Origin of the sequence: Rhodococcus erythropolis NBRC 15567 (genome assembly GCF_001552595.1) — a bacterium.
Lineage (GTDB): Bacteria > Actinomycetota > Actinomycetes > Mycobacteriales > Mycobacteriaceae > Rhodococcus_F > Rhodococcus_F erythropolis.
In genome coordinates, this window is sequence record NZ_BCRM01000003.1 from 162,038 (window position 1) to 180,111 (window position 18,074).

At 63.1% G+C, this 18,074-nt stretch carries 19 protein-coding genes; 12 read left to right on the forward strand and 7 right to left on the reverse strand.

The window, feature by feature from the left end; translation table 11 throughout:
- Window positions 1-22: 22 nt before the first annotated feature.
- The 4 genes from RE4_RS08425 to RE4_RS08440 form a co-directional block, all read right to left on the reverse strand.
- Window positions 23-1,171, reverse strand: coding sequence for an acetyl-CoA C-acetyltransferase (locus RE4_RS08425; protein ID WP_003945727.1), 1,149 nt, complete (start codon window positions 1,169-1,171; stop codon window positions 23-25).
- An 11-nt stretch (window positions 1,172-1,182) separates the two neighbouring features.
- Window positions 1,183-1,854, reverse strand: a complete 672-nt coding sequence (locus RE4_RS08430; RefSeq protein WP_060938409.1) for a TetR/AcrR family transcriptional regulator — start codon at window positions 1,852-1,854, stop codon at window positions 1,183-1,185.
- A gap of 76 nt (window positions 1,855-1,930) precedes the next feature.
- Window positions 1,931-2,743, reverse strand: a complete 813-nt coding sequence (locus RE4_RS08435; RefSeq protein ID WP_003945582.1) for an SDR family oxidoreductase — start codon at window positions 2,741-2,743, stop codon at window positions 1,931-1,933.
- Window positions 2,743-3,972, reverse strand: coding sequence for an acyl-CoA dehydrogenase family protein (locus tag RE4_RS08440; protein WP_060938410.1), 1,230 nt, complete (start codon window positions 3,970-3,972; stop codon window positions 2,743-2,745). The genes RE4_RS08435 and RE4_RS08440 overlap by 1 nt, the downstream gene beginning before the upstream one ends.
- Window positions 3,973-4,027: 55 nt before the next feature.
- Between RE4_RS08440 and RE4_RS08445 the strand changes: the two genes are divergently transcribed.
- The 8 genes from RE4_RS08445 to RE4_RS08480 all read left to right on the forward strand — a co-directional run bounded on the left by RE4_RS08445 (window position 4,028) and on the right by RE4_RS08480 (window position 12,420).
- A complete protein-coding gene (locus tag RE4_RS08445) occupies window positions 4,028-5,569 on the forward strand; it encodes a FadD3 family acyl-CoA ligase (protein WP_019746946.1) in 1,542 nt (513 codons plus the stop codon).
- Window positions 5,566-6,438 carry an enoyl-CoA hydratase gene (locus RE4_RS08450; RefSeq protein ID WP_019746945.1) on the forward strand — a complete coding sequence of 291 codons (873 nt, stop codon included), beginning with the start codon at window positions 5,566-5,568 and terminating at the stop codon, window positions 6,436-6,438. Before RE4_RS08445 ends, RE4_RS08450 begins: the two co-directional genes overlap by 4 nt.
- Window positions 6,438-7,598, forward strand: a complete 1,161-nt coding sequence (locus tag RE4_RS08455; protein ID WP_007734181.1) for an acyl-CoA dehydrogenase family protein — start codon at window positions 6,438-6,440, stop codon at window positions 7,596-7,598. Before RE4_RS08450 ends, RE4_RS08455 begins: the two co-directional genes overlap by 1 nt.
- Window positions 7,595-8,560, forward strand: a complete 966-nt coding sequence (locus RE4_RS08460; protein ID WP_060938411.1) for an acyl-CoA dehydrogenase family protein — start codon at window positions 7,595-7,597, stop codon at window positions 8,558-8,560. Before RE4_RS08455 ends, RE4_RS08460 begins: the two co-directional genes overlap by 4 nt.
- Complete coding sequence (locus RE4_RS08465) at window positions 8,557-9,609, forward strand: acyl-CoA dehydrogenase family protein (protein ID WP_003945931.1); 1,053 nt, start codon at window positions 8,557-8,559, stop codon at window positions 9,607-9,609. The genes RE4_RS08460 and RE4_RS08465 overlap by 4 nt, the downstream gene beginning before the upstream one ends.
- 146 nt (window positions 9,610-9,755) lie before the next feature.
- Window positions 9,756-10,520 carry an SDR family NAD(P)-dependent oxidoreductase gene (locus RE4_RS08470; RefSeq protein WP_003945543.1) on the forward strand — a complete coding sequence of 255 codons (765 nt, stop codon included), beginning with the start codon at window positions 9,756-9,758 and terminating at the stop codon, window positions 10,518-10,520.
- Between the two features lie 121 nt (window positions 10,521-10,641).
- On the forward strand, window positions 10,642-11,307 hold the full coding sequence (locus tag RE4_RS08475) for a hypothetical protein (protein ID WP_060938412.1): 666 nt from the start codon (window positions 10,642-10,644) through the stop codon (window positions 11,305-11,307).
- 225 nt (window positions 11,308-11,532) lie between these two features.
- Complete coding sequence (locus RE4_RS08480) at window positions 11,533-12,420, forward strand: alpha/beta fold hydrolase (protein ID WP_003945464.1); 888 nt, start codon at window positions 11,533-11,535, stop codon at window positions 12,418-12,420.
- A gap of 1 nt (window position 12,421) precedes the next feature.
- On the opposite strand, the gene RE4_RS08485 is transcribed toward RE4_RS08480, so the two are convergent.
- Both RE4_RS08485 and RE4_RS08490 read right to left on the reverse strand, forming a co-directional pair.
- On the reverse strand, window positions 12,422-13,240 hold the full coding sequence (locus RE4_RS08485; protein WP_060938413.1) for an HAD family hydrolase: 819 nt from the start codon (window positions 13,238-13,240) through the stop codon (window positions 12,422-12,424).
- A gap of 62 nt (window positions 13,241-13,302) precedes the next feature.
- The gene (locus RE4_RS08490; protein WP_021332410.1) at window positions 13,303-13,773 is read right to left on the reverse strand and encodes a MarR family winged helix-turn-helix transcriptional regulator; all 471 of its coding nucleotides are present in this window, start codon (window positions 13,771-13,773) and stop codon (window positions 13,303-13,305) included.
- 110 nt (window positions 13,774-13,883) lie between these two features.
- On the opposite strand from RE4_RS08490, the gene RE4_RS08495 reads away from it, so the two are divergent.
- The 3 genes from RE4_RS08495 to RE4_RS08505 are packed head-to-tail and all read left to right on the forward strand — an operon-like array spanning window position 13,884 to window position 16,310.
- Complete coding sequence (locus tag RE4_RS08495) at window positions 13,884-14,417, forward strand: VOC family protein (RefSeq protein ID WP_042950830.1); 534 nt, start codon at window positions 13,884-13,886, stop codon at window positions 14,415-14,417.
- Window positions 14,418-14,455: 38 nt separating this feature from the next.
- Window positions 14,456-15,244, forward strand: a complete 789-nt coding sequence (locus tag RE4_RS08500; RefSeq protein WP_020906267.1) for a pirin family protein — start codon at window positions 14,456-14,458, stop codon at window positions 15,242-15,244.
- A 1-nt stretch (window position 15,245) separates the two neighbouring features.
- The gene (locus RE4_RS08505) at window positions 15,246-16,310 is read left to right on the forward strand and encodes a maleylacetate reductase (RefSeq protein WP_060938414.1); all 1,065 of its coding nucleotides are present in this window, start codon (window positions 15,246-15,248) and stop codon (window positions 16,308-16,310) included.
- A 7-nt stretch (window positions 16,311-16,317) separates the two neighbouring features.
- Here the strand turns inward: RE4_RS08505 and RE4_RS08510 are convergent, their stop codons facing one another.
- Window positions 16,318-16,839, reverse strand: a complete 522-nt coding sequence (locus tag RE4_RS08510; protein WP_060938415.1) for an Lrp/AsnC family transcriptional regulator — start codon at window positions 16,837-16,839, stop codon at window positions 16,318-16,320.
- Window positions 16,840-16,948: 109 nt separating this feature from the next.
- Between RE4_RS08510 and ald the strand changes: the two genes are divergently transcribed.
- Entirely contained in the window at window positions 16,949-18,049 is a 1,101-nt protein-coding gene (gene ald, locus RE4_RS08515) for an alanine dehydrogenase (RefSeq protein ID WP_020968460.1), read from the forward strand.
- Window positions 18,050-18,074: the final 25 nt, after the last annotated feature.

Sequence of the window (18,074 nt, forward strand, 5' to 3'; positions counted from 1 at the left end):
AATAAAGGCGCACAGCAAGGCGTCAGAGCCGCTCGATAATCGTCGCGTTTGCGGTGCCGCCACCTTCACAGATGGTCAGCAGGCCGTAACGACCGCCGGTGCGCTCGAGTTCGTTGAGCAGGGTCGCCATCAGCTTGGTGCCAGTCGCGCCGAGCGGGTGACCGAGTGCGATCGCGCCGCCGTTGACGTTGACCTTGGCCGGATCTGCGCCGATCTCCTTGATCCAGGCCAGGACGACCGGGGCAAAAGCTTCGTTGATCTCGACGATGTCGATGTCCTCGATGCTCAGACCGGCCTTCGCGAGAGCATGCTTCGTGGCCGGGATCGGCGCACTGAGCATGAAGATCGGGTCGTCGCCGCGAGCGCTGAGGTGATGAATCCGGGCGCGGGGCTTGAGGTTGTACTTCTCCACCGCTTCCGCCGACGCCAGCAGCAGCGCACTCGCACCGTCGGAGATCTGGCTGGCCACCGCTGCGGTCATGCGGCCGTCTTCGACGAGAACCTTGAGCGTCGCCATCTTTTCGAGGCTGGTCTCGCGGGGTCCTTCGTCGACGGTCGCGTCACCCATGGCGACGATCTCGTTGTCGAAGCGACCCGCGGCGATTGCAGCCTTGGCGCGCTCATGGCTCTGCAGGGCCCACTTCTCGAGCTCTTCGCGGCTGATGTCCCACTTCTCGGCGATCATTTCGGCGCCCTTGAACTGCGACACTTCCTGGTCACCGTAACGCTCGGTCCAACCGACCGAACCCGAAGTCGGCGTGTCGAATCCGTACTGCTGACCGACGATCATCGCTGCCGAGATCGGAATCTGGCTCATGTTCTGAACGCCGCCGGCAACGATCAGATCCGCGGTGCCCGACAGGATGGCCTGAGCGCCGAAGTGCACTGCCTGCTGGCTCGAACCACACTGACGGTCGACCGTCACACCGGGAACGTGCTCCGGGAATCCCGCTGCGAGCCAGGACATACGGGCGATGTTGCCGGCCTGGCCGCCGATGGCGTCGACGCAACCGAAGATCACGTCGTCGACGTCACTGGGGTCGATACCGGTGCGCTCGACCAGTGCCTTGACGACGTGCGCACCGAGATCGATGGGGTGCACGCCGGACAGCGCGCCACCCCTCTTGCCGATCGGTGTGCGAATGGCGTCGACGATGTAAACCTCGGACATAGCGTTAGCTCCTAGTTTCGTTGTGCAGCAATAGTTCTTGAAGTTGAGTCAGCAATAGCGTCTGAAGTTGTAGCCGGATCGGAGAGCCCGTCGAGCACGATCGCGAGATATTGAGCCGCGACGGCGTGAGCCGACAGGGATCCACCCGGGCGGTACCAGCGAACCGCGACCCACACGGTGTCTCGCATGAATCGGAAGACCAACTCGACGTCGATGTCGGAACGGAAGGTCCCGTCCGCGACGCCGGCTTCGAGGACGCCGACCCACAGGTCCCGGAATTCGGTGTTGCGCTCGGCCAGGTAAGCGAAGCGCTCGTTCCCGACGAGGTGCTTGACCTCGTCCTGGTAGATCGCCACAGCCGAATGTGAGGCGTCGATGGCCTCGTAGGAGGTCACCACCAGCGCTTCGAGCGTCGCGCGACTGTCCAACCCCGCCGCGACGATCTCGCGGTATTTTCCGAAGAGTTCGTCGAGGAACTGGTGCAGGATCTCGTCGACCATCGACTCTTTGGAATCGAAATGGTGATACAAGCTGCCGGACAGTATCCCGGCGGCGTCGGCGATGTCGCGGACGGTCGTCGCGCGCACTCCGCGATCGGCGAACAGCCCCGCCGCGATCTCGAGCAGCTCGTCGCGGCGCCCGGACTTGCCGTTTGATTCGTCGGAATTTCGAGGTGGCGTCATGTATTCAATCCTATCCAGGGCCTTCCCCTGTGCGCGGTCAGCGAGTCCGGGGACTCCTTAACCGCGCACGGGGACGCTAGGCCCTCTGCGAAGAAACGGAGACGATCTCGCCGGTCATGTAGGTGGAGTAATCGCTGGCGAGCATCGCGATGACCGTTGCGATCTCCCAGACCTCCGCGGCGCGGCCGTAGGCCTCACCGGAAGCCAACTGGTCGAGCAGTTCCTCACTGGTGACCTTCGCCAAAAACGCATGTCGCGCAATGGAGGGCGAGACCGCATTGATACGGACTCCGTACTCCGCGGCTTCGATAGCGCTGCACCGAGTCAGTGCCATGACGCCCGCCTTGGCTGCGGCGTAGTGAGCCTGGGAATGCTGCGCCCGCCAACCGAGAACGGACGCGTTGTTCACCAGAACACCGCCGTGCGGAACGCTCTTGAAGTACCGCAGCGCGGCACGCGTCGAACGGAAGGTGCTGTTGAGGGTGATGTCGAGAACGCGATCCCACTGATCGTCCGTCATGTCGACGACGGGTGTCTCGCCGCCCAGGCCCGCGTTGTTGACGACGATGTCGATGCGTCCCAACTTCTCGGCCGCGCCGACGAACAACGCGTCGACCTGCTCGGTGCTGGAGACGTCGCAGATGATGGACTCGACCTGCTGGCCGGGAAACTCGGCCTTCAGCTTCTCCACCGTCTCGCCGAGCCGACGCTCGTGGAAGTCGGAGACGAGAACGTCGCCGCCCTCGAGAAGCACCCGGCGCGCGGTAGAGAAGCCGATGCCGGTTCCGGCTGCGGCGGTGATGATCGCCTTCTTGCCCGCGAGCAGTCCGTGGCCCGGGGTTTCCTCGGGCGCAACGGAAAGCGGGGACGCGGCTTTGGTGTCAGACATTAACGAGCCTCTCGGGGAAGACCGAGCACGCGCTCGGAAATGATGTTGCGCTGAATTTCGTTGGAGCCGCCGTAAATCGTGTCGGCGCGGGTGAAGAGGAAGAGGCGCTGCCACTCGTCGAGTTCGAGATGCTCGGGGTCGGTGATGTCCGAGGCATTGTCTTCGGAATCCGCCCACGGTGCAACCAACGACGACGCACCCTGCACGTCCATCGCCAGCTGTCCCAGGTCACGATGCCAGTTGGCCCACAACAGTTTTGCGACGGACGCTTCGCCGCCACCGGTTCCGGCGTCGACCGCGTCGAGAGTACGCATCGCGTGGGCGCGCATCACGCGCAGTCCGACCCAGGCGCGAGCGATCTTTTCGCGAATGTGCGGATCCTGGTCACTGCCATTGGCCTTCGCCAGGTCGACGACGCCCTGGAGCTCGCGAGCGAATCCGATCTGCTGTCCGAGCGTCGATACCCCGCGCTCGAAGGTGAGCAGCCCCATCGCGATCTTCCAGCCCTCGCCAGGTTCCCCGACCACCAGATCGGCGTCGGTGACGGCGTCGTCGAAGAAGACCTCGTTGAACTCCGACGTACCGGTGAGCTGCTGGATGGGCCGAACTGTCACACCAGGCTGATCCAACGGGACCAGCAGGAAGCTCAAGCCCTGATGACGCTTGGAGCCCACCTCGGTGCGGCAGACCACGAAGCACCACTGCGCGACGTGAGCCAGTGAGGTCCACACCTTCTGGCCGTTGATGATCCACTTGCCGCCTTCGAGGCGTGCGGTGGTGGAGACGTTCGCGAGGTCTGAACCGGCGCCAGGCTCGGAGTAGCCCTGCGACCACAGTTCGCTGACCGTGTTGATGCCAGGAAGGAATCGGCGTTTCTGCTCGTCGGTTCCGTACGCGATCAGCGTCGGGCCGAGCAGCTCTTCACCGATGTGGCTGACGCGAGCGGGCGCACCGGCCTTCGCGTACTCCTGATGGAAGATGACCTGCTGAGAGATGCTTGCTCCCCGCCCGCCGAACTCCTTCGGCCACCCGAGGCACGTCCATCCTGCGGCTGCGAGGTGCTTGTCCCACTCGAGTCGTTGCTCGAAGAACTCGTGCTCACTGCCGGGGCCGCCCTTACCCTTGAGCTGGGCAAATTTGCCCGTCAAGTTCTCGGCCAACCACTGCGCGACCGTGGCCGCAAACTCGTCGTCCGTCATCTGCCCGTCCGGGCTCTCGCTCTGGTCCACATATGTAAGATAACCTACCAAGCACTTGCTAGGTAGCGTGTCAGGTAGGAGTCCAGTGACCGAACAACCAAGAACCATCCCATCAGCCCTCATCCGGGCCGCCGAGGAGTTCGGTGAGCGCGCGGCTATCGCCGATGGCGACACCCGACTGACCTTCGCACAGCTACATCAACGTGTCCGCGATTTCGCCGGCGCGCTGATCAACCGTGGGGTGAAGGCAGGCGATCGCGTCGTCATCTGGTCGCCCAACACGTACCACTGGGTGATCGCCCTGCTCGGCGCTCAATATGCCGGCGCGGCCATCATCCCGATCAACACTCGATACACCGGCACCGAAGCTCTCGACATCATCGAGCGCGTCGACGCCGCGGCCTTGGTGGTCGTCGGCACGTTCCTCAAGGCCGATCGCTATCAGCAGTTGCTCGACGCCAACCCGGACCTGTCGATCCCGACCGTCATCCAGGTACCGATCGACGGGGACGACGACCGTGACGGCGTCATCGAGTTCGAGGACTTCCTCGCGCTCGCCACCGACGCCGCCCGCACCGAAGCCGATGCGCGTGCTGCGAAGGTGCAGCCAGACGACGTCAGCGACATCCTCTTCACCTCCGGCACCACAGGACGCAGCAAGGGTGCGATCACCGCGCATCGTCAGTCCATCGCTGTCGCGAAGTCGTGGGGTGAATGCGCCGAGGTCACCGCCGACGACAACTTCCTCATCATCAGCCCGTTCTTCCACACTTTCGGGTACAAGGCCGGAATCCTGGTCTGCCTGCTGAATGGTGCGACGATCGTGCCGGTGTCCGTCTTCAACATCGACGACACTCTTGCCCTGGTCAACAGCGAAAAGATCAGCATCCTGCCTGGCGCCCCGACGATCTACCAGACCATCCTCGATCACCCCCGCCGCAGCGAATACGATCTGTCCTCGCTCCGCATCGCGATCACCGGCGCAGCACCCGTGCCGGTTGCTCTCGTCGAGCGCATGCAGGCAGAGCTTTTCGACGCCGTCCTCACGGCATACGGTCTGACCGAGGCAGTGGTCGCGACCATGTGCCGCACCGACGACGACCCGGTCACCGTCTCCACCAGTTCCGGCCGCGCGACAGCCGATTTCGAGGTCAAGATCGGTGACCAGGGTGAGATCCTGCTTCGTGGACCGAACGTCATGCTCGGATACCTCGACGACCCCGAATCCACCGCCAAGGCAATCGACGCCGACGGCTGGTTGCACACCGGAGACGTCGGAACCCTCGACGAGCGTGGCTATCTCGACATCACCGACCGTCTGAAAGACATGTACGTCAGCGGCGGATTCAACGTCTACCCCGCCGAGATCGAGGGCATGTTGGCTCGCCTGCCCGGCGTCCACGAGTCTGCTGCCATCGGCATCCCCGATCACCGGATGGGAGAGGTGGGCCGCGTCTACATCGCCCAACTCGACGGTGCCGGCCTCACCGAAGAGTCGGTGATCGCTTTCCTCAAGGAGAAGATCGCAGGCTTCAAGGTGCCCCGCGAGGTGCGCTTCGTAGATCACCTGCCCCGTAACCCTTCGGGCAAGGTCCTCAAAACGGTTCTGCGCGAGGAACAATCATGACCGTTCCCTTCGAAGCCGACGTCGTGACCTACGAGGTTCGTGACTCGGTCGCCGTCGTGACCTTGAATCGACCCGACTACCGCAACGCCCAGAACTCGGTCGTGACGTACGCCCTCGACGCGGCATTCCAGCGCGCCGTCGAGGACGACGACGTGAAGGTGATCGTCCTGGCAGGCAACGGACCTCACTTCAGCGCCGGACACGACCTGGGAACTCCGGGACGCGACCATCACGTCGAGTACGAGAACAAGGCCACCATGTGGTGGGATCACGTCGACAAGCCAGGCGGTGACCAGCGTTTCGCCCGCGAGATGGAGGTCTACCTGGGCATGTGCCGCCGCTGGCGGGAGATCCCCAAGCCCACCATCGCGATGGTCCAAGGCGCCTGCATTGCCGGTGGGCTCATGCTCGCCTGGGTCTGCGACATGATCGTCGCGGCCGACGACGCCTTCTTCTCCGATCCCGTTGTCCGCATGGGCATCCCCGGCGTCGAATACTTCGCGCACCCGTGGATGGTCGGTTCACGTTTCGCGAAGGAAATGCTCTTTACCGGCGATCGGTTCACCGCGCAACGCGCCTACGAAATCGGCATGGTCAATCGCGTCGTCGCCCGCAAGGATCTCGAGAAGGAGACGTTCGAGCTCGCCGGACGTATCGCCGAGATGCCGCGCTTCGGACTGGCTTTGACCAAGAAGGCCGTCAACCAGTGCGAGGATCAGATGGGGATGCGCAACGGCATCGATTCCGTCTTCGGTCTGCATCACTTCGCTCACGCTCACAACGCCGAGGTCGGCAAAGACTCGCTTGGTGGTCTCGACGCCAAAGCCATGGCTGCCAGTGCTCGCGCACCGCAGGAAGGAACAAACTAGTGGATCTCGTATTCGACGACGCCACAACCGCATTCCGTGACGAGGTCCGCTCGTTCCTGGAGGCGAATGTGCCCGCCACTCCCCTGAAGTCGATGGATACCGCCGAAGGCTTCGAAGAGCACCGTCAGTGGGAGCACACTCTCGCCGACGCCGGCTACGCCGTCGTCTCCTGGCCCAAGGAACTCGGCGGACGTGATGCGTCCCTGCTCGAATGGGTCATCTTCGAGGAGGAGTACTACCGCTCGGGCGCACCCGGGCGCGTAAGCCAGAACGGCATCTTCTTGTTGGCTCCCACACTGTTCGAGCATGCAAATGCCGAGCAGTTGGCTCGCATCATGCCGCGCATGGCTCGTGCCGACGACATCTGGGCCCAGGCCTGGTCCGAGCCCGAGTCCGGTTCCGACCTCGCAAGCCTGCGTTCGAGCGCCAAGAAGGTCGACGGCGGCTGGCTGCTCAACGGTCAGAAGACGTGGAGCTCACGCGCGAGCTACGCCGACTGGGGCTTCGGCTTGTTCCGCTCCGATCCGGATGCGCAGCGCCACAAGGGCATCACGTATTTCATGTTCGACCTCCGGTCGAAGGGTGTCACCGTTCGCCCGATCGATCAGCTCGACGGTGAGCCCGGCTTCGCCGAGATCTTCCTCGAAGACGTCTTCGTTCCGGACGACCCGGCCAACCCAGGTGAGTCGGGTGTGATCGGAAACGTCAACGAAGGTTGGCGGGTCGCGATGAGCACCGCGAGCAACGAGCGTGGTCTCTCGCTGCGCAGCCCCGGCCGCTTTCTCGCCACCGTCGACCGCCTGCTCGAGCTGTACAAGTCCAGCGGACGCACCGACGACAGCGCTCTGCGCAACCAGGTCGCCGACGCCTGGATCGGTGCTCGCGCCTACCAGCTCAACACATTCGGTACCGTCACCCGTCTCGCCGACGGTGGACAACTCGGCGCCGAGTCCTCGATCAACAAGGTCTTCTGGTCCGAGTGGGATATCGCCACCCACGAGACTGCTCTCGAACTGCAGGGCCCTGAAGCCGAGCTGGCCGACAACTGGATGGACGGATACCTGTTCTCCCTGTCCGGCCCGATCTACGCAGGCACCAACGAGATTCAGAAAAACGTCATCGCTGAGCGTCTGCTCGGCCTACCGAAGGCGGACCGATGAGATTCGCGCTCGACTCCTCCCACCAGGACTTCGCTGCAAGCATCGATGCACTGCTGACCAAGTCCGACATGCCCTCCGTCATCCGTTCGTGGAACGACGGTGACACCGAGCCGGGCAAGAAGCTCTGGCAGCGCCTTGCCGAGACCGGCGTCAACGGCCTCGTCATATCCGAAGAACACGACGGACTCGGCGCCGACGCCGTGGACCTGGTCGTTGCACTCGAACAGCTCGGTCGGCACGCAGTACCCGGACCGGTCGTCGAGACCATCGCAGTAGCACCGACGCTCCTGGCTTCCGTTGCACCGGAACGTCTCTCTGCTCTCGCCGAGGGTTCGCTGGCAACCGTCGCCGCTCCCCCGCGCACACCGTTCGCGCTCGACGCCAATGCGGTCGATCTGGTTCTACTCGCGCAGAACGGCACCGTCTCACTCGGCGTCCCTGGCGAAGCCAAGGCATCGGTGGATCTCTCCCGCAAGCTCTACGAGGTTTCCGCCGGCGAATCGCTGGGCTCCGCCGACTTCTCCGCAGCCTTCGACATGGGCGCTCTTGCCACTGCCGCGCAGTTGCAAGGTCTCGGCCAGACACTGCTCGAGGTCACCACCGAATACGCGAAGCAGCGCAAGCAGTTCGGCAAGGTCATCGGACAGTTCCAGGCAATGAAGCACCACCTGGCAGAAGTTGCCGTTTCGCTCGAAATGGCTCGCCCCCTGCTCCACGGTGCCGCTCTGTCGGTTCGCGATCAGTCGGCCGACGCCTCGCGTGACGTTTCTGCCGCCAAGGTCGCGTGCGGGGATGCTGCTTACAAGGCCGCCCGCGTCGGACTCCAGGTTCACGGCGCCATCGGCTACACGATGGAACACGATCTCTCACTGTGGCTCACCAAGGTACGAGCATTGCTCACCGCCTGGGGCACACCGTCCGAGCATCGTGCGCGCGTCGTCGAAGCGCTGGTTGCATCATGAGCATCGACACCGAAGACCAGGCAGCACTACGTGCGTCGGTACGCGATCTGCTGAGCAAGCATTCCGACTCCGCGGCCGTCCGCGCTGCCATCACCACCGAGATCGGCTACGACGCCGCGTTGTGGAGCAAGCTGTGCGAGCAGATCGGCGTCGCCGCGCTGGCGATTCCGGAGGAGTTCGACGGCGTCGGAGCAGGTTTGGGCGAGGTACATGTGGTCCAGGAGGAACTGGGCCGCACGCTGACCCCCTCACCGATGCTGGGTTCGGCGATTCTTGCCGCACAGGCACTGCTGCTTTCCGGTGACAACGACGCATGCTCGCGACTGCTGCCCGGTGTCGCGTCCGGCGAGAGCACGCTCGCCCTGTGCTGGGCAGGGGCTGCGGGTTGGAGCACCTTCGGCGTCGAGGCAACCGAGGATGCGTTGACCGGCACGGCGTCGTACGTCCTCGACGGACACGTCGCTGACACCCTGCTCGTTCTCACGGCCGACGGCTTCTACGAAGTAGATCCCGCGGCCGAGGGCGTCTCCCGCCGACGCGTCCCCACCATGGATCCGACGCGAACGCTGGCGGAGGTCACGTTCTCCGGTGTTCGTGGTCGGCCACTGGAGTGGTCCGAAGATCTGGTCGATCGCATCCGAACCGTCGTTCTGATCGCGTTGTCCGCTGAACAGGTCGGAGCGGCCGCAGCGATCGTCGAACAGACCGTGGAATACACCAAGTCGCGCAAGCAGTTCGGTCGCGCGATCGGTTCTTTCCAAGCCCTCAAGCACCGGATGGCCGACATGTACACGTTGGTCGAGACGGCGCGGTCGATGACGTACGCCGCCGTGGCGACGCAGTCGGCGGACGACGCGGCAGTGGCGAAGGTCTACTGCTCGGAAGCCTTGCAGCAGATCACCTCCGAAGCAGTTCAGTTGCACGGCGGAATCGCAATCACCTGGGAGCACGACGCTCAGCTGTACTTCAAGCGTGCACACGGCAGCGCTCAGCTCTTCGGACAGCCGAGCACCTACCTGCCGAGCCTCGCTCAGGCCGCGGGTCTCTAAGACACATCGGTGCTTGTTCGCTCGCAATCCCGGGCGAACAAGCACCGATGCTGCCCAGTCAGTGGAATGAACCGCAGATTTATGCGGCTGGATCACGCAGAATCGGTCACCAGACAGCTGTCCATCTCACAGACCGGAGTTTTCTCGTGAATCGATTCGACGACAAGCGCGTCCTCATCAGCGGCGCAGGGTCCGGAATCGGCCAGGCCACCGTTGCCCGCATCCTGGCAGAAGGAGGCACCGTCGTCGCCGCCGACATTTCCGAGACCGGCCTCGAACAGACGCTGAACGCCGCGAAGGACGCCGGCCACTCCGATCGCCTCACCACGGTGAAGGTCGACATCTCCAGCGAAGAGTCTGTTCGCGAACAGGTCGGCGCTGCGATCAAGGCTCTGGGCGGGCTCGACGTGCTGGTCAATGCGGCGGGCATTCTGCGCTCCGCGCACACCCACGAGATGACACTCGATTTCTGGAACACCGTCATCGGGGTCAACCTCACCGGAACATTCCTCATGACGAGGGAATCCCTCCCGGCACTGCTCGAAAGCGGAGCAGGTGTCGTGGTCAACTTCAGTTCCACTTCGGCGACCTTCGCCCACCCGTACATGACGGCATATGCGGCATCGAAGGGTGGAATCCAATCCTTTACGCACGCACTTGCACTCGAGTACAGCAAGCAGGGTCTTCGCGCCGTGGCCGTCGCACCCGGCAGCATCGCGTCGGGCATGACGTCCGATCCCGGTTTCCCGGCCGACATCGACTTCACGCTGCTCGGCAAGCTGGCCCCGGCAATCGGTGAGGGTTTCGCGCCCCCGTCCGCGGTCGCCGGTGTGATCGCGATGCTCGCTTCCGAGGACGGCTCGTTTGTCACCGGAACGGAAATCCGCATCGACGGCGGCACGCATATGTGATCCCTGCTGTGCGCCTTTATTAACCCCCGGCGGTTAATAAAGGCGCACAGCAGCGAGGCGGCATACTTGTCTAGCCGCCCGGAACCCGTCCGACGGTACGACGTGCGGTGGGGAGCCAGCGGTGAGCGAATCAACAGGCAGTACGAACCTCGAGCCTGTGTTGATCAGTCCTGTCGTCAGCGGAATGATTCGCACCTGGTCCGAGGACGAGACCCGCTTGTGGAGCGTCGACGATCCCGCCGCGCTCGGCGCACTGCTTGGACGCGGCCTCGTAGCTCGTACTTCTCTGCCGGACAACAAGTTCCGAGAAGTTGCGTTTCTGGATACCCAGACCCAGGCCCTCACTGTGCAGCCGCGCTTCGCCACCCCGGACAGCACTGCCCTCGCCGCACCGTTCAAGCTCACCGAGGCGTCGGCCCCGACCGGCGACGCTTGGGAAGATCTCGAATCGGTACTCGCGTCCATCGCGATCTCCGCTGCTGGACGCGGCGAATTCTGGCTCGCGGAACTCGGCGGGTGGGATTCTCCGCACGAGCCGAACTGCCTCTTCACGACCGTCGACGAATCGGGCCTGGCCAACGCAGTCATGGAGGCAAACCCCGCACCCGTGGGCACAGGCGTCTGGCCGGAGGTTCCGAGCGACCAAACCGGCGTTTCGGTGTCGGCACCAGCCTCACAGGACACCATCGAGGCTGCCGGAATCTTCGCGGTTTCAGCGATCGAGACGTGGGGCGTCACACCGTGGGACATCAACCTCACCTTCGGCAAACTGGTCGATTTCACCTGATCAACGGCACCGACACGCGGCGGTGAGTTGTACGTCTCCCCTCAGCCGACGGCTCACGGTTCGTCACAACACGCCCGATGGCCACGACATCGACCCCCTCGATGGGCATACTGAGGGAACTGGGGTTACTCCCGGTCACAAATACCCGTGGATCCGCGTCGGGGCGGGTGCGGTCCGACAACACGCGAGCAGCCACAGACACTGGCGGCTCCGAAAGGTTCAATCATGGCAACCGACCAATTACAGACGGTTGTATTGCACGGCGACCAGCTCAAATACGTCGACCAAGGCAGTGGCCCCGTCGTGGTGCTCATTCACGGCCTGCTGGGCGCGCACTCCAACTGGGAACCGCAGATCGAGACGCTCTCGCGTCATTACCGCGTGATCGCCCCTGATCTCTTCGGACACGGTGCGTCGGACAAGCCTGCCGGCGACTATTCACTCAGTGCTCACGCCGCCACTGTGCGTGACCTCCTCGAAGCCCTCGACATTCCGTCGGCCACCCTGGTCGGCCACTCCCTCGGTGGTGGGATCGCGATGCAGACGCTGTATCTGTTCCCCGACCGGGTGGAGCGGCTGTGCCTGGTAGCCAGCGGTGGACTCGGCCCCGAGGTGAGCCCACTCCTACGCGCGGCGACACTGCCCGGCAGCGAACTGGTACTTCCCGTCCTCGCGTCGAGGACGCTGACCGACGTGACCGACAAAGCGCTCGGACTTTTCAACAAGATCGGCCTGTTCAAGCTCGGTGCCAGCGCGAGCGAGGCTCGTAAGAGCTTCGCTTCGGTATCGGACGCGTCGACACGTCAGGCATTTCTGGCGACGGCACGATCGGTCATCAATTACAACGGTCAAACCGTCAATGCCACTCCGCATTTCGCCAACTTCAAGAATCTGCAGGCACTACTGGTGTGGGGTGAGGAGGACACCATCATCCCCAACGCCCACACCGAGAACGCTCGCGCCGAACTACCGCTGGGGCGGGTGGAGATCTTCAAGCGCGCCGGACATTTCCCGCACCTTGACTACCCGGATCGCTTCGACCGCGTCTTCTCCGAATTCATGACGGACTGCGGAGTCGGTATCGGCACCGGACCCAAGGCCGTCAGCAGCTGAACTAGCGCCCCGCAACCAACTCTTCGAGGTAGCTCGCCACGCCGTCCTCGTCGTTCGTGGGCAAAATTCGGTCGGCGAGCTCGATGACCTCGGTTCTGGCGTTGGCTGGCACCAGAGCCGTTCCAGCCCAGGTCAGCATGGCAACATCGTTGAAGGCGTCACCGGCTGCGGCGACTTCCAACGCGTCGATGCCGTCGATCGCGCACAACTGCGCGAGAGCGCTGGCCTTCGAGACGCCCGCCGCGGCCATTTCCATGTACGGGGCGCCGGAGTGGGTCAACTCCACGCCCTCGATGCCCGCAGCGACCGCTGTTCGGTACAGGTCGGCGCTGGGAACTTCCGCATGCCGGGCCACGATCTTGACCATCGGCTCCACGTCCAGCGGCAGGGTATCGGCGAGCACCATCTCGTGCAGGTGCCGGTGATGGTCCGCGAATTCGCACAGAGCGGCGTACTCCGGCTCGGCAAAGAATTGCGTGGGTCCGACATTCGCGAACACGACGCCCGGAACCAGCGCCCGAACTTGCTCCATAGCCGTTGCAGCCAAGGACATTTCGATCGAGACGGTGTCGACGATCTCCGGAGTCCCGTCGGCGAGGTCGAGAATCACAGCTCCGTTGGCACACACAGCTTTACCGCGAAATCCGCACGAGTTCGCCAAAGTGTGTACCGAATGCCGGGCGCGGGCCGTCGCCCACACAACTTCGATACCCGCCAGCCGCGCGTTCTCCATGGCCTGCGCGGTGCGCGCCGAAATCGTTCGGTCGGAGCGCAGCAGGGTGCCGTCGAGGTCGGTTGCGAACATACGAATGCGGGTCACCAGACCATGATGGCAGTCCGTTCGCAGCCCTCACCAACTACATGACATGGACAGTTGCTCTGTCAATTACCTGACTGGGCATCGAGAAGGTGCCGACGCATCTCGCCGAAGACCACACTCAGCCGCTCGACATCTCGCGGGCTCAGCAGATCGAACATGCTCTCCCGTACTGCGGCTACATGCGCCGGGCTTGCCGACGCCAATTTCTCGGCACCCTGGTCGGTCAGCTCCGCATTAGCGCCCCTCTTGTCGTCGACACACTCGACCCTGCGCACCCAACCGGCACCGACCAGCCGATTGACGGCCCTGGTCACACCACTTCGGGTCGCCATCACAGCATCGGCGAGCTCACTCATGCGCAGTTGCCGCCCAGGCGCTTCGGATAGAGCAACCAACAGTTCGAAGTCCGTGAACGAAATGTCGGAGTCTCGCACCAACTGCTGATCGAGAACACGCTGGAGCAGTCGGGTCGAGTCCAGGTAAGCCCGCCAGGCCGTTTGCTCCGTGTCGCTCAACCACCGCGTCGATTCCATGACACCACCATATCCGAAGTAGTTGACAACGAAATCAAATGATCTATTCTCAATGTAGTTGATCAGTCAACTACCTGTTCGAAGAGAAGGTTCAACCGAGAGGCGGCGCCATGAGCGACAACAACGCAGTGCAGTTCGACGACGCAGTGCAGTTCGACAACGCAGTGCAGTTCGAGGAACGCCGGACCGAGATCAGGGATCGACATCTGATCCCCGCCGACAAACGACCCGCATCGACCGCACGCGGCCTGCACCATACGGCCCTGATCAGCAGTGACGTCGAACGAACCGTGAAGTTCTATCAGGATCTCCTCGGATTCCCACTCACCGAGTTGATCGAGAACCGTGACTATCCCGGGTCGTCGCACTTCTTCTTCGACATCGGCAATGGCAACCTTCTGGCCTTCTTCGACTTCCCGGGTCTCGACGTGGGCCCGTACCAAGAAGTACTCGGCGGCCTCCACCACATCGCGATCAGCGTCGAACCTGCCAAGTGGGCGAAGCTGCGCACCCAACTGACCGAGGCCGGCGTCGAACTGATCGAGCACAGCGAGGTCTCGTTGTACTTCCGCGATCCCGACGGCGCTCGACTCGAGCTGATCGCCGACCCCCTCGGCGAGATGTACGGCAATCACGTCCTCTGAAAACTTGCTCTCCCCCCACACCATTCGGAAGGCACACCATGACCTCCACTCTGTCGCAGCCGAACCTCGATATCCGTCGATCCGGGGATCGCTTCAAGTCCAATGCCGGCTGGCTGGACTCGAAGCACTCGTTCTCGTTCAGCAATCACTACGACCCGAAGAACACTCACCACGGTCTTCTCCTGGTCAACAACGACGACATCGTCACGCCCGGAATGGGATTCGACACCCACCCGCACCAGGACATGGAGATCGTCACCTGGGTACTGAGAGGTTCTCTCGTACATCAGGATTCGATGGGGCATTCGGGCGTCATCTACCCCGGTCTCGCCCAGCGGATGAGCGCTGGAACGGGAATCCTGCATTCGGAGAAGAACGATTCGTGGCGACTCGGTGACGTGGCGGGTGCGCATTCCGACAAGCACAGCGACCCGGTTCACTTCATCCAGATGTGGGTCGTCCCCGACGAGGCCGGAATCACGCCCGGATACGAGCAGTTGGAGATCGACGCCGAATTGCTTGCCGGTGGACTGGTTCCCGTCGCGTCGGGCATGGACGCGTACGCCGATCACTCGGCAATCCGGATCAAGAACAAGTACGCCGCGATGCACGTTGCGCGTCTGCAACCCGGACAACCTGTGACCCTGCCGGACGCACCGTTCCTGCATGTTTTTGTCGCCGACGGTCAGGCCGCCATGGAAGGCGTCGGAGTGCTCGAACAAGGTGACGCGGTGCGAGTATCCGGCGGTGGAGGTCAGCAGCTCAGCTCCGATACCGGGGCAGAGGTCATCGTCTGGGAAATGCACGCCACCGTTTCGCAGGGATGACATGAAGCCCTTCTCGTACGACGCTTCACCGGCTCGAATTGTCTTCGGCCAAGGGATGATCGATACGATCGCCGAAGAAGTGCAGCGGCTCGGCCGTAGTCGAGTGATGGTGCTGGCAAGTCGTCGACTCGACGCGGTTGCCGCCGCCGTGACCGAATCTCTCGGCGACATGGCGGTGGTCCGCTTCGACGGCGCTGTGATGCATACTCCGATCGAAGTCACGACAGCCGCGCTGAGACTTGCCGAGAACCATCACGTCGACACGGTCGTCGCGATCGGCGGCGGTTCGGCAACCGGGTTGTCCAAGGCACTGGCACTACGAGCGGGGTTCGATCAGATCGTCGTTCCGACAACGTACGCGGGATCAGAAGTCACTCCGGTGTTGGGTGAAACAGAGAACGGACGCAAGACAACTCGCTCCTCTCCCCACATCAGACCGGAAACCGTCATCTACGACGTCGACCTCACTCTCGATCTGCGGCTGGATACCACCGTCACCAGCGCCGTCAACGCGATGGCGCATGCGGTTGAAGCGTTGTACTCCACCGAGTCCAACCCGATCACGGACTTGATGGCGATCGAGGCGATCGCCGGGATCGCCCGTGCGCTGCCGAGCATTGTCGATGATCCGAAAAATCTGGAAGGTAGGGCCGAACTACTGCAAGCGGCCTGGTTGGCCGGAACTTGCTTGGGCACAGCCGGTATGGGGCTTCATCACAAGTTGTGCCACACCCTCGGTGGCAGCTTCGGTTTGCCGCATGCCCCCACCCACACCGTTGTCCTCCCCCACGCAATGGCATTCAACGCGCCTGCTGTCCCGGATGTGATGTCGCGAATAGCGACTGCTCTGGGCGCATCCGATGCCGCTACCGGCGTTTTCGACCTCGTCACCGCGTGCGGCGGACCGACCACTCTGCAAGAACTGGGAATGAGTCACGATCAAATCGAAAATGCAGTCGAACTCGCCACCTCCGCCGCGTATCCGAACCCGCGTGAGATCACCCCGCCGGGCCTGAGCGAACTCCTCGAGAACGCCTGGTCCGGGCGTCGACCCGCCATCAGGTGAGAACTAATCAGGCAGTACCGCCTCGAGGCCTGACGTGTTCGAAGATCAGAATCGTCTCGGTCGCAGCAACCGCTGGATGTGCCGAGAGATTGTTGACGACGAAGTCACGCAACTGCGCCGAATCCGTCGTTGCGACGTGCAGCATGTAGTCGTCGACACCGGCAACGAAGTACACGTTGAGCACCGAGTCCAGCTTGGCGAAATCGTCGCCGAGCCGGTTGAGGTGCGACCGTGCGTTGGCCTGCAGTCGAACTGCGATCATCGCCTGCAGATCCATTCCGAGAGCGGCGGGGTCGATGTCCGCGTGAAATCCCCTGATCACGCCGTTGTCCACCAAGGCGCGCACACGGCCGAGGCATGTCGACGGCGCAATTCCCGCGATCGCGGCCAGCGCATTGTTCGGAATCCTCGCGTCTTTCGCCAGCTCTTCGAGCAGAACCCGGTCGACCTCGTCCAACTTCACGGCAGCCCGAACATGCTTCGGCGAGGCGGCCGTCTGAATACCGATTCTTGAACTTTCGCGCACCATGAATACAGCCTAGAGAATTATCTTCACTTCTCTTCACTATCTGACGACGAAACTTCATGCTTGGCACCTGCCATTCGAAGAAACAACAGACTCAGTTCGGAGCCGTGTCATGAAGGTCGGAATCCCCCGCGAAATCAAAAACCACGAGTACCGCGTGGCTATCAGCCCAGCAGGCGTCCACGAACTGGTCGGCCGAGGGCACGAGGTCGTCATCGAAACGGGCGCAGGCGTCGGCTCCTCGTTCAGTGACGAGGATTTCAAGGCCGCGGGCGCGCAGATCCTCGGGTCCGCCGATCAGGTCTGGACAGACGCAGATCTGCTCCTGAAGGTCAAAGAACCTATTGCAGAAGAGTATTCGCGACTCCGTCAGGATCAGGTGCTCTTCACCTACCTGCACCTGGCGGCGTCGAAGGAATGCACCGACGCACTCCTGGCCTCGAAGACCACTTCCATCGCCTACGAAACCGTTGTCGGTTCCGACGGTTCACTGCCCCTTCTCGCACCGATGAGCGAAGTAGCCGGACGCCTTGCGCCGCAGGCCGGCGCCTACCACTTGATGCGTCACGGCGGCGGACGCGGAGTGCTGATGGGCGGCGTCCCCGGAGTGCGCCCCGCCAAGGTCGTGGTGATCGGTGCTGGCGTCTCCGGCAAGAACGCCATCGCCGTGGCCTACGGCATGCAGGCCGACGTCACCGTTCTCGATCTGTCGATCGCGCGCCTGCGGGAAATCGACGAGCTGTACCACGGCCAGGTCAAGACCATCACGTCCAACAGCCTCGAACTGGAACAGGCAGTACTCGACGCCGACCTCGTCATCGGCGCAGTGCTGGTCCCCGGGGCGAAGGCGCCGACTCTCGTCTCCAACAGCCTGGTGGCGCGCATGAAGCCGGGTTCTGTCCTGGTCGACATCGCCATCGACCAGGGCGGCTGCTTCGAGGATTCACACGCGACCACGCACGCCGATCCGACGTACCAGGTTCACGGTTCCGTCTTCTACTGCGTTGCGAACATGCCCGGAGCCGTCCCCCGTACGTCGACGTACGCGCTCACCAACGCGACGCTTCCGTACGTCGTCGCATTGGCAGACAAGGGGTGGAAGGACGCGGTCGCGACAGTTCCCGGCCTGGGGTCAGGACTGAGCACACACGACGGCCTGCTCCTGTCCGACAGTGTTGCAGCGGCACACGGGTACTCGGCTACGACTCTCTGACCCAGGCGGCTCTGACCCCGGCAAG

Excerpts from the sequence above, each read along its gene's own strand:
- RE4_RS08425 (WP_003945727.1), bottom strand. The coding sequence starts at position 1,171 with ATGTCCGAGGTTTACATCGTCGACGCCATTCGCACACCGATCGGCAAG.
- RE4_RS08430 (WP_060938409.1), bottom strand. The coding sequence starts at position 1,854 with ATGACGCCACCTCGAAATTCCGACGAATCAAACGGCAAGTCCGGGCGC.
- RE4_RS08435 (WP_003945582.1), bottom strand. The coding sequence starts at position 2,743 with ATGTCTGACACCAAAGCCGCGTCCCCGCTTTCCGTTGCGCCCGAGGAA.
- RE4_RS08450 (WP_019746945.1), top strand. The coding sequence starts at position 5,566 with ATGACCGTTCCCTTCGAAGCCGACGTCGTGACCTACGAGGTTCGTGAC.
- RE4_RS08460 (WP_060938411.1), top strand. The coding sequence starts at position 7,595 with ATGAGATTCGCGCTCGACTCCTCCCACCAGGACTTCGCTGCAAGCATC.
- RE4_RS08465 (WP_003945931.1), top strand. The coding sequence starts at position 8,557 with ATGAGCATCGACACCGAAGACCAGGCAGCACTACGTGCGTCGGTACGC.
- RE4_RS08480 (WP_003945464.1), top strand. The coding sequence starts at position 11,533 with ATGGCAACCGACCAATTACAGACGGTTGTATTGCACGGCGACCAGCTC.
- RE4_RS08490 (WP_021332410.1), bottom strand. The coding sequence starts at position 13,773 with ATGGAATCGACGCGGTGGTTGAGCGACACGGAGCAAACGGCCTGGCGG.
- RE4_RS08495 (WP_042950830.1), top strand. The coding sequence starts at position 13,884 with ATGAGCGACAACAACGCAGTGCAGTTCGACGACGCAGTGCAGTTCGAC.
- RE4_RS08500 (WP_020906267.1), top strand. The coding sequence starts at position 14,456 with ATGACCTCCACTCTGTCGCAGCCGAACCTCGATATCCGTCGATCCGGG.
- RE4_RS08505 (WP_060938414.1), top strand. The coding sequence starts at position 15,246 with ATGAAGCCCTTCTCGTACGACGCTTCACCGGCTCGAATTGTCTTCGGC.
- RE4_RS08510 (WP_060938415.1), bottom strand. The coding sequence starts at position 16,839 with ATGGTGCGCGAAAGTTCAAGAATCGGTATTCAGACGGCCGCCTCGCCG.
- ald (WP_020968460.1), top strand. The coding sequence starts at position 16,949 with ATGAAGGTCGGAATCCCCCGCGAAATCAAAAACCACGAGTACCGCGTG.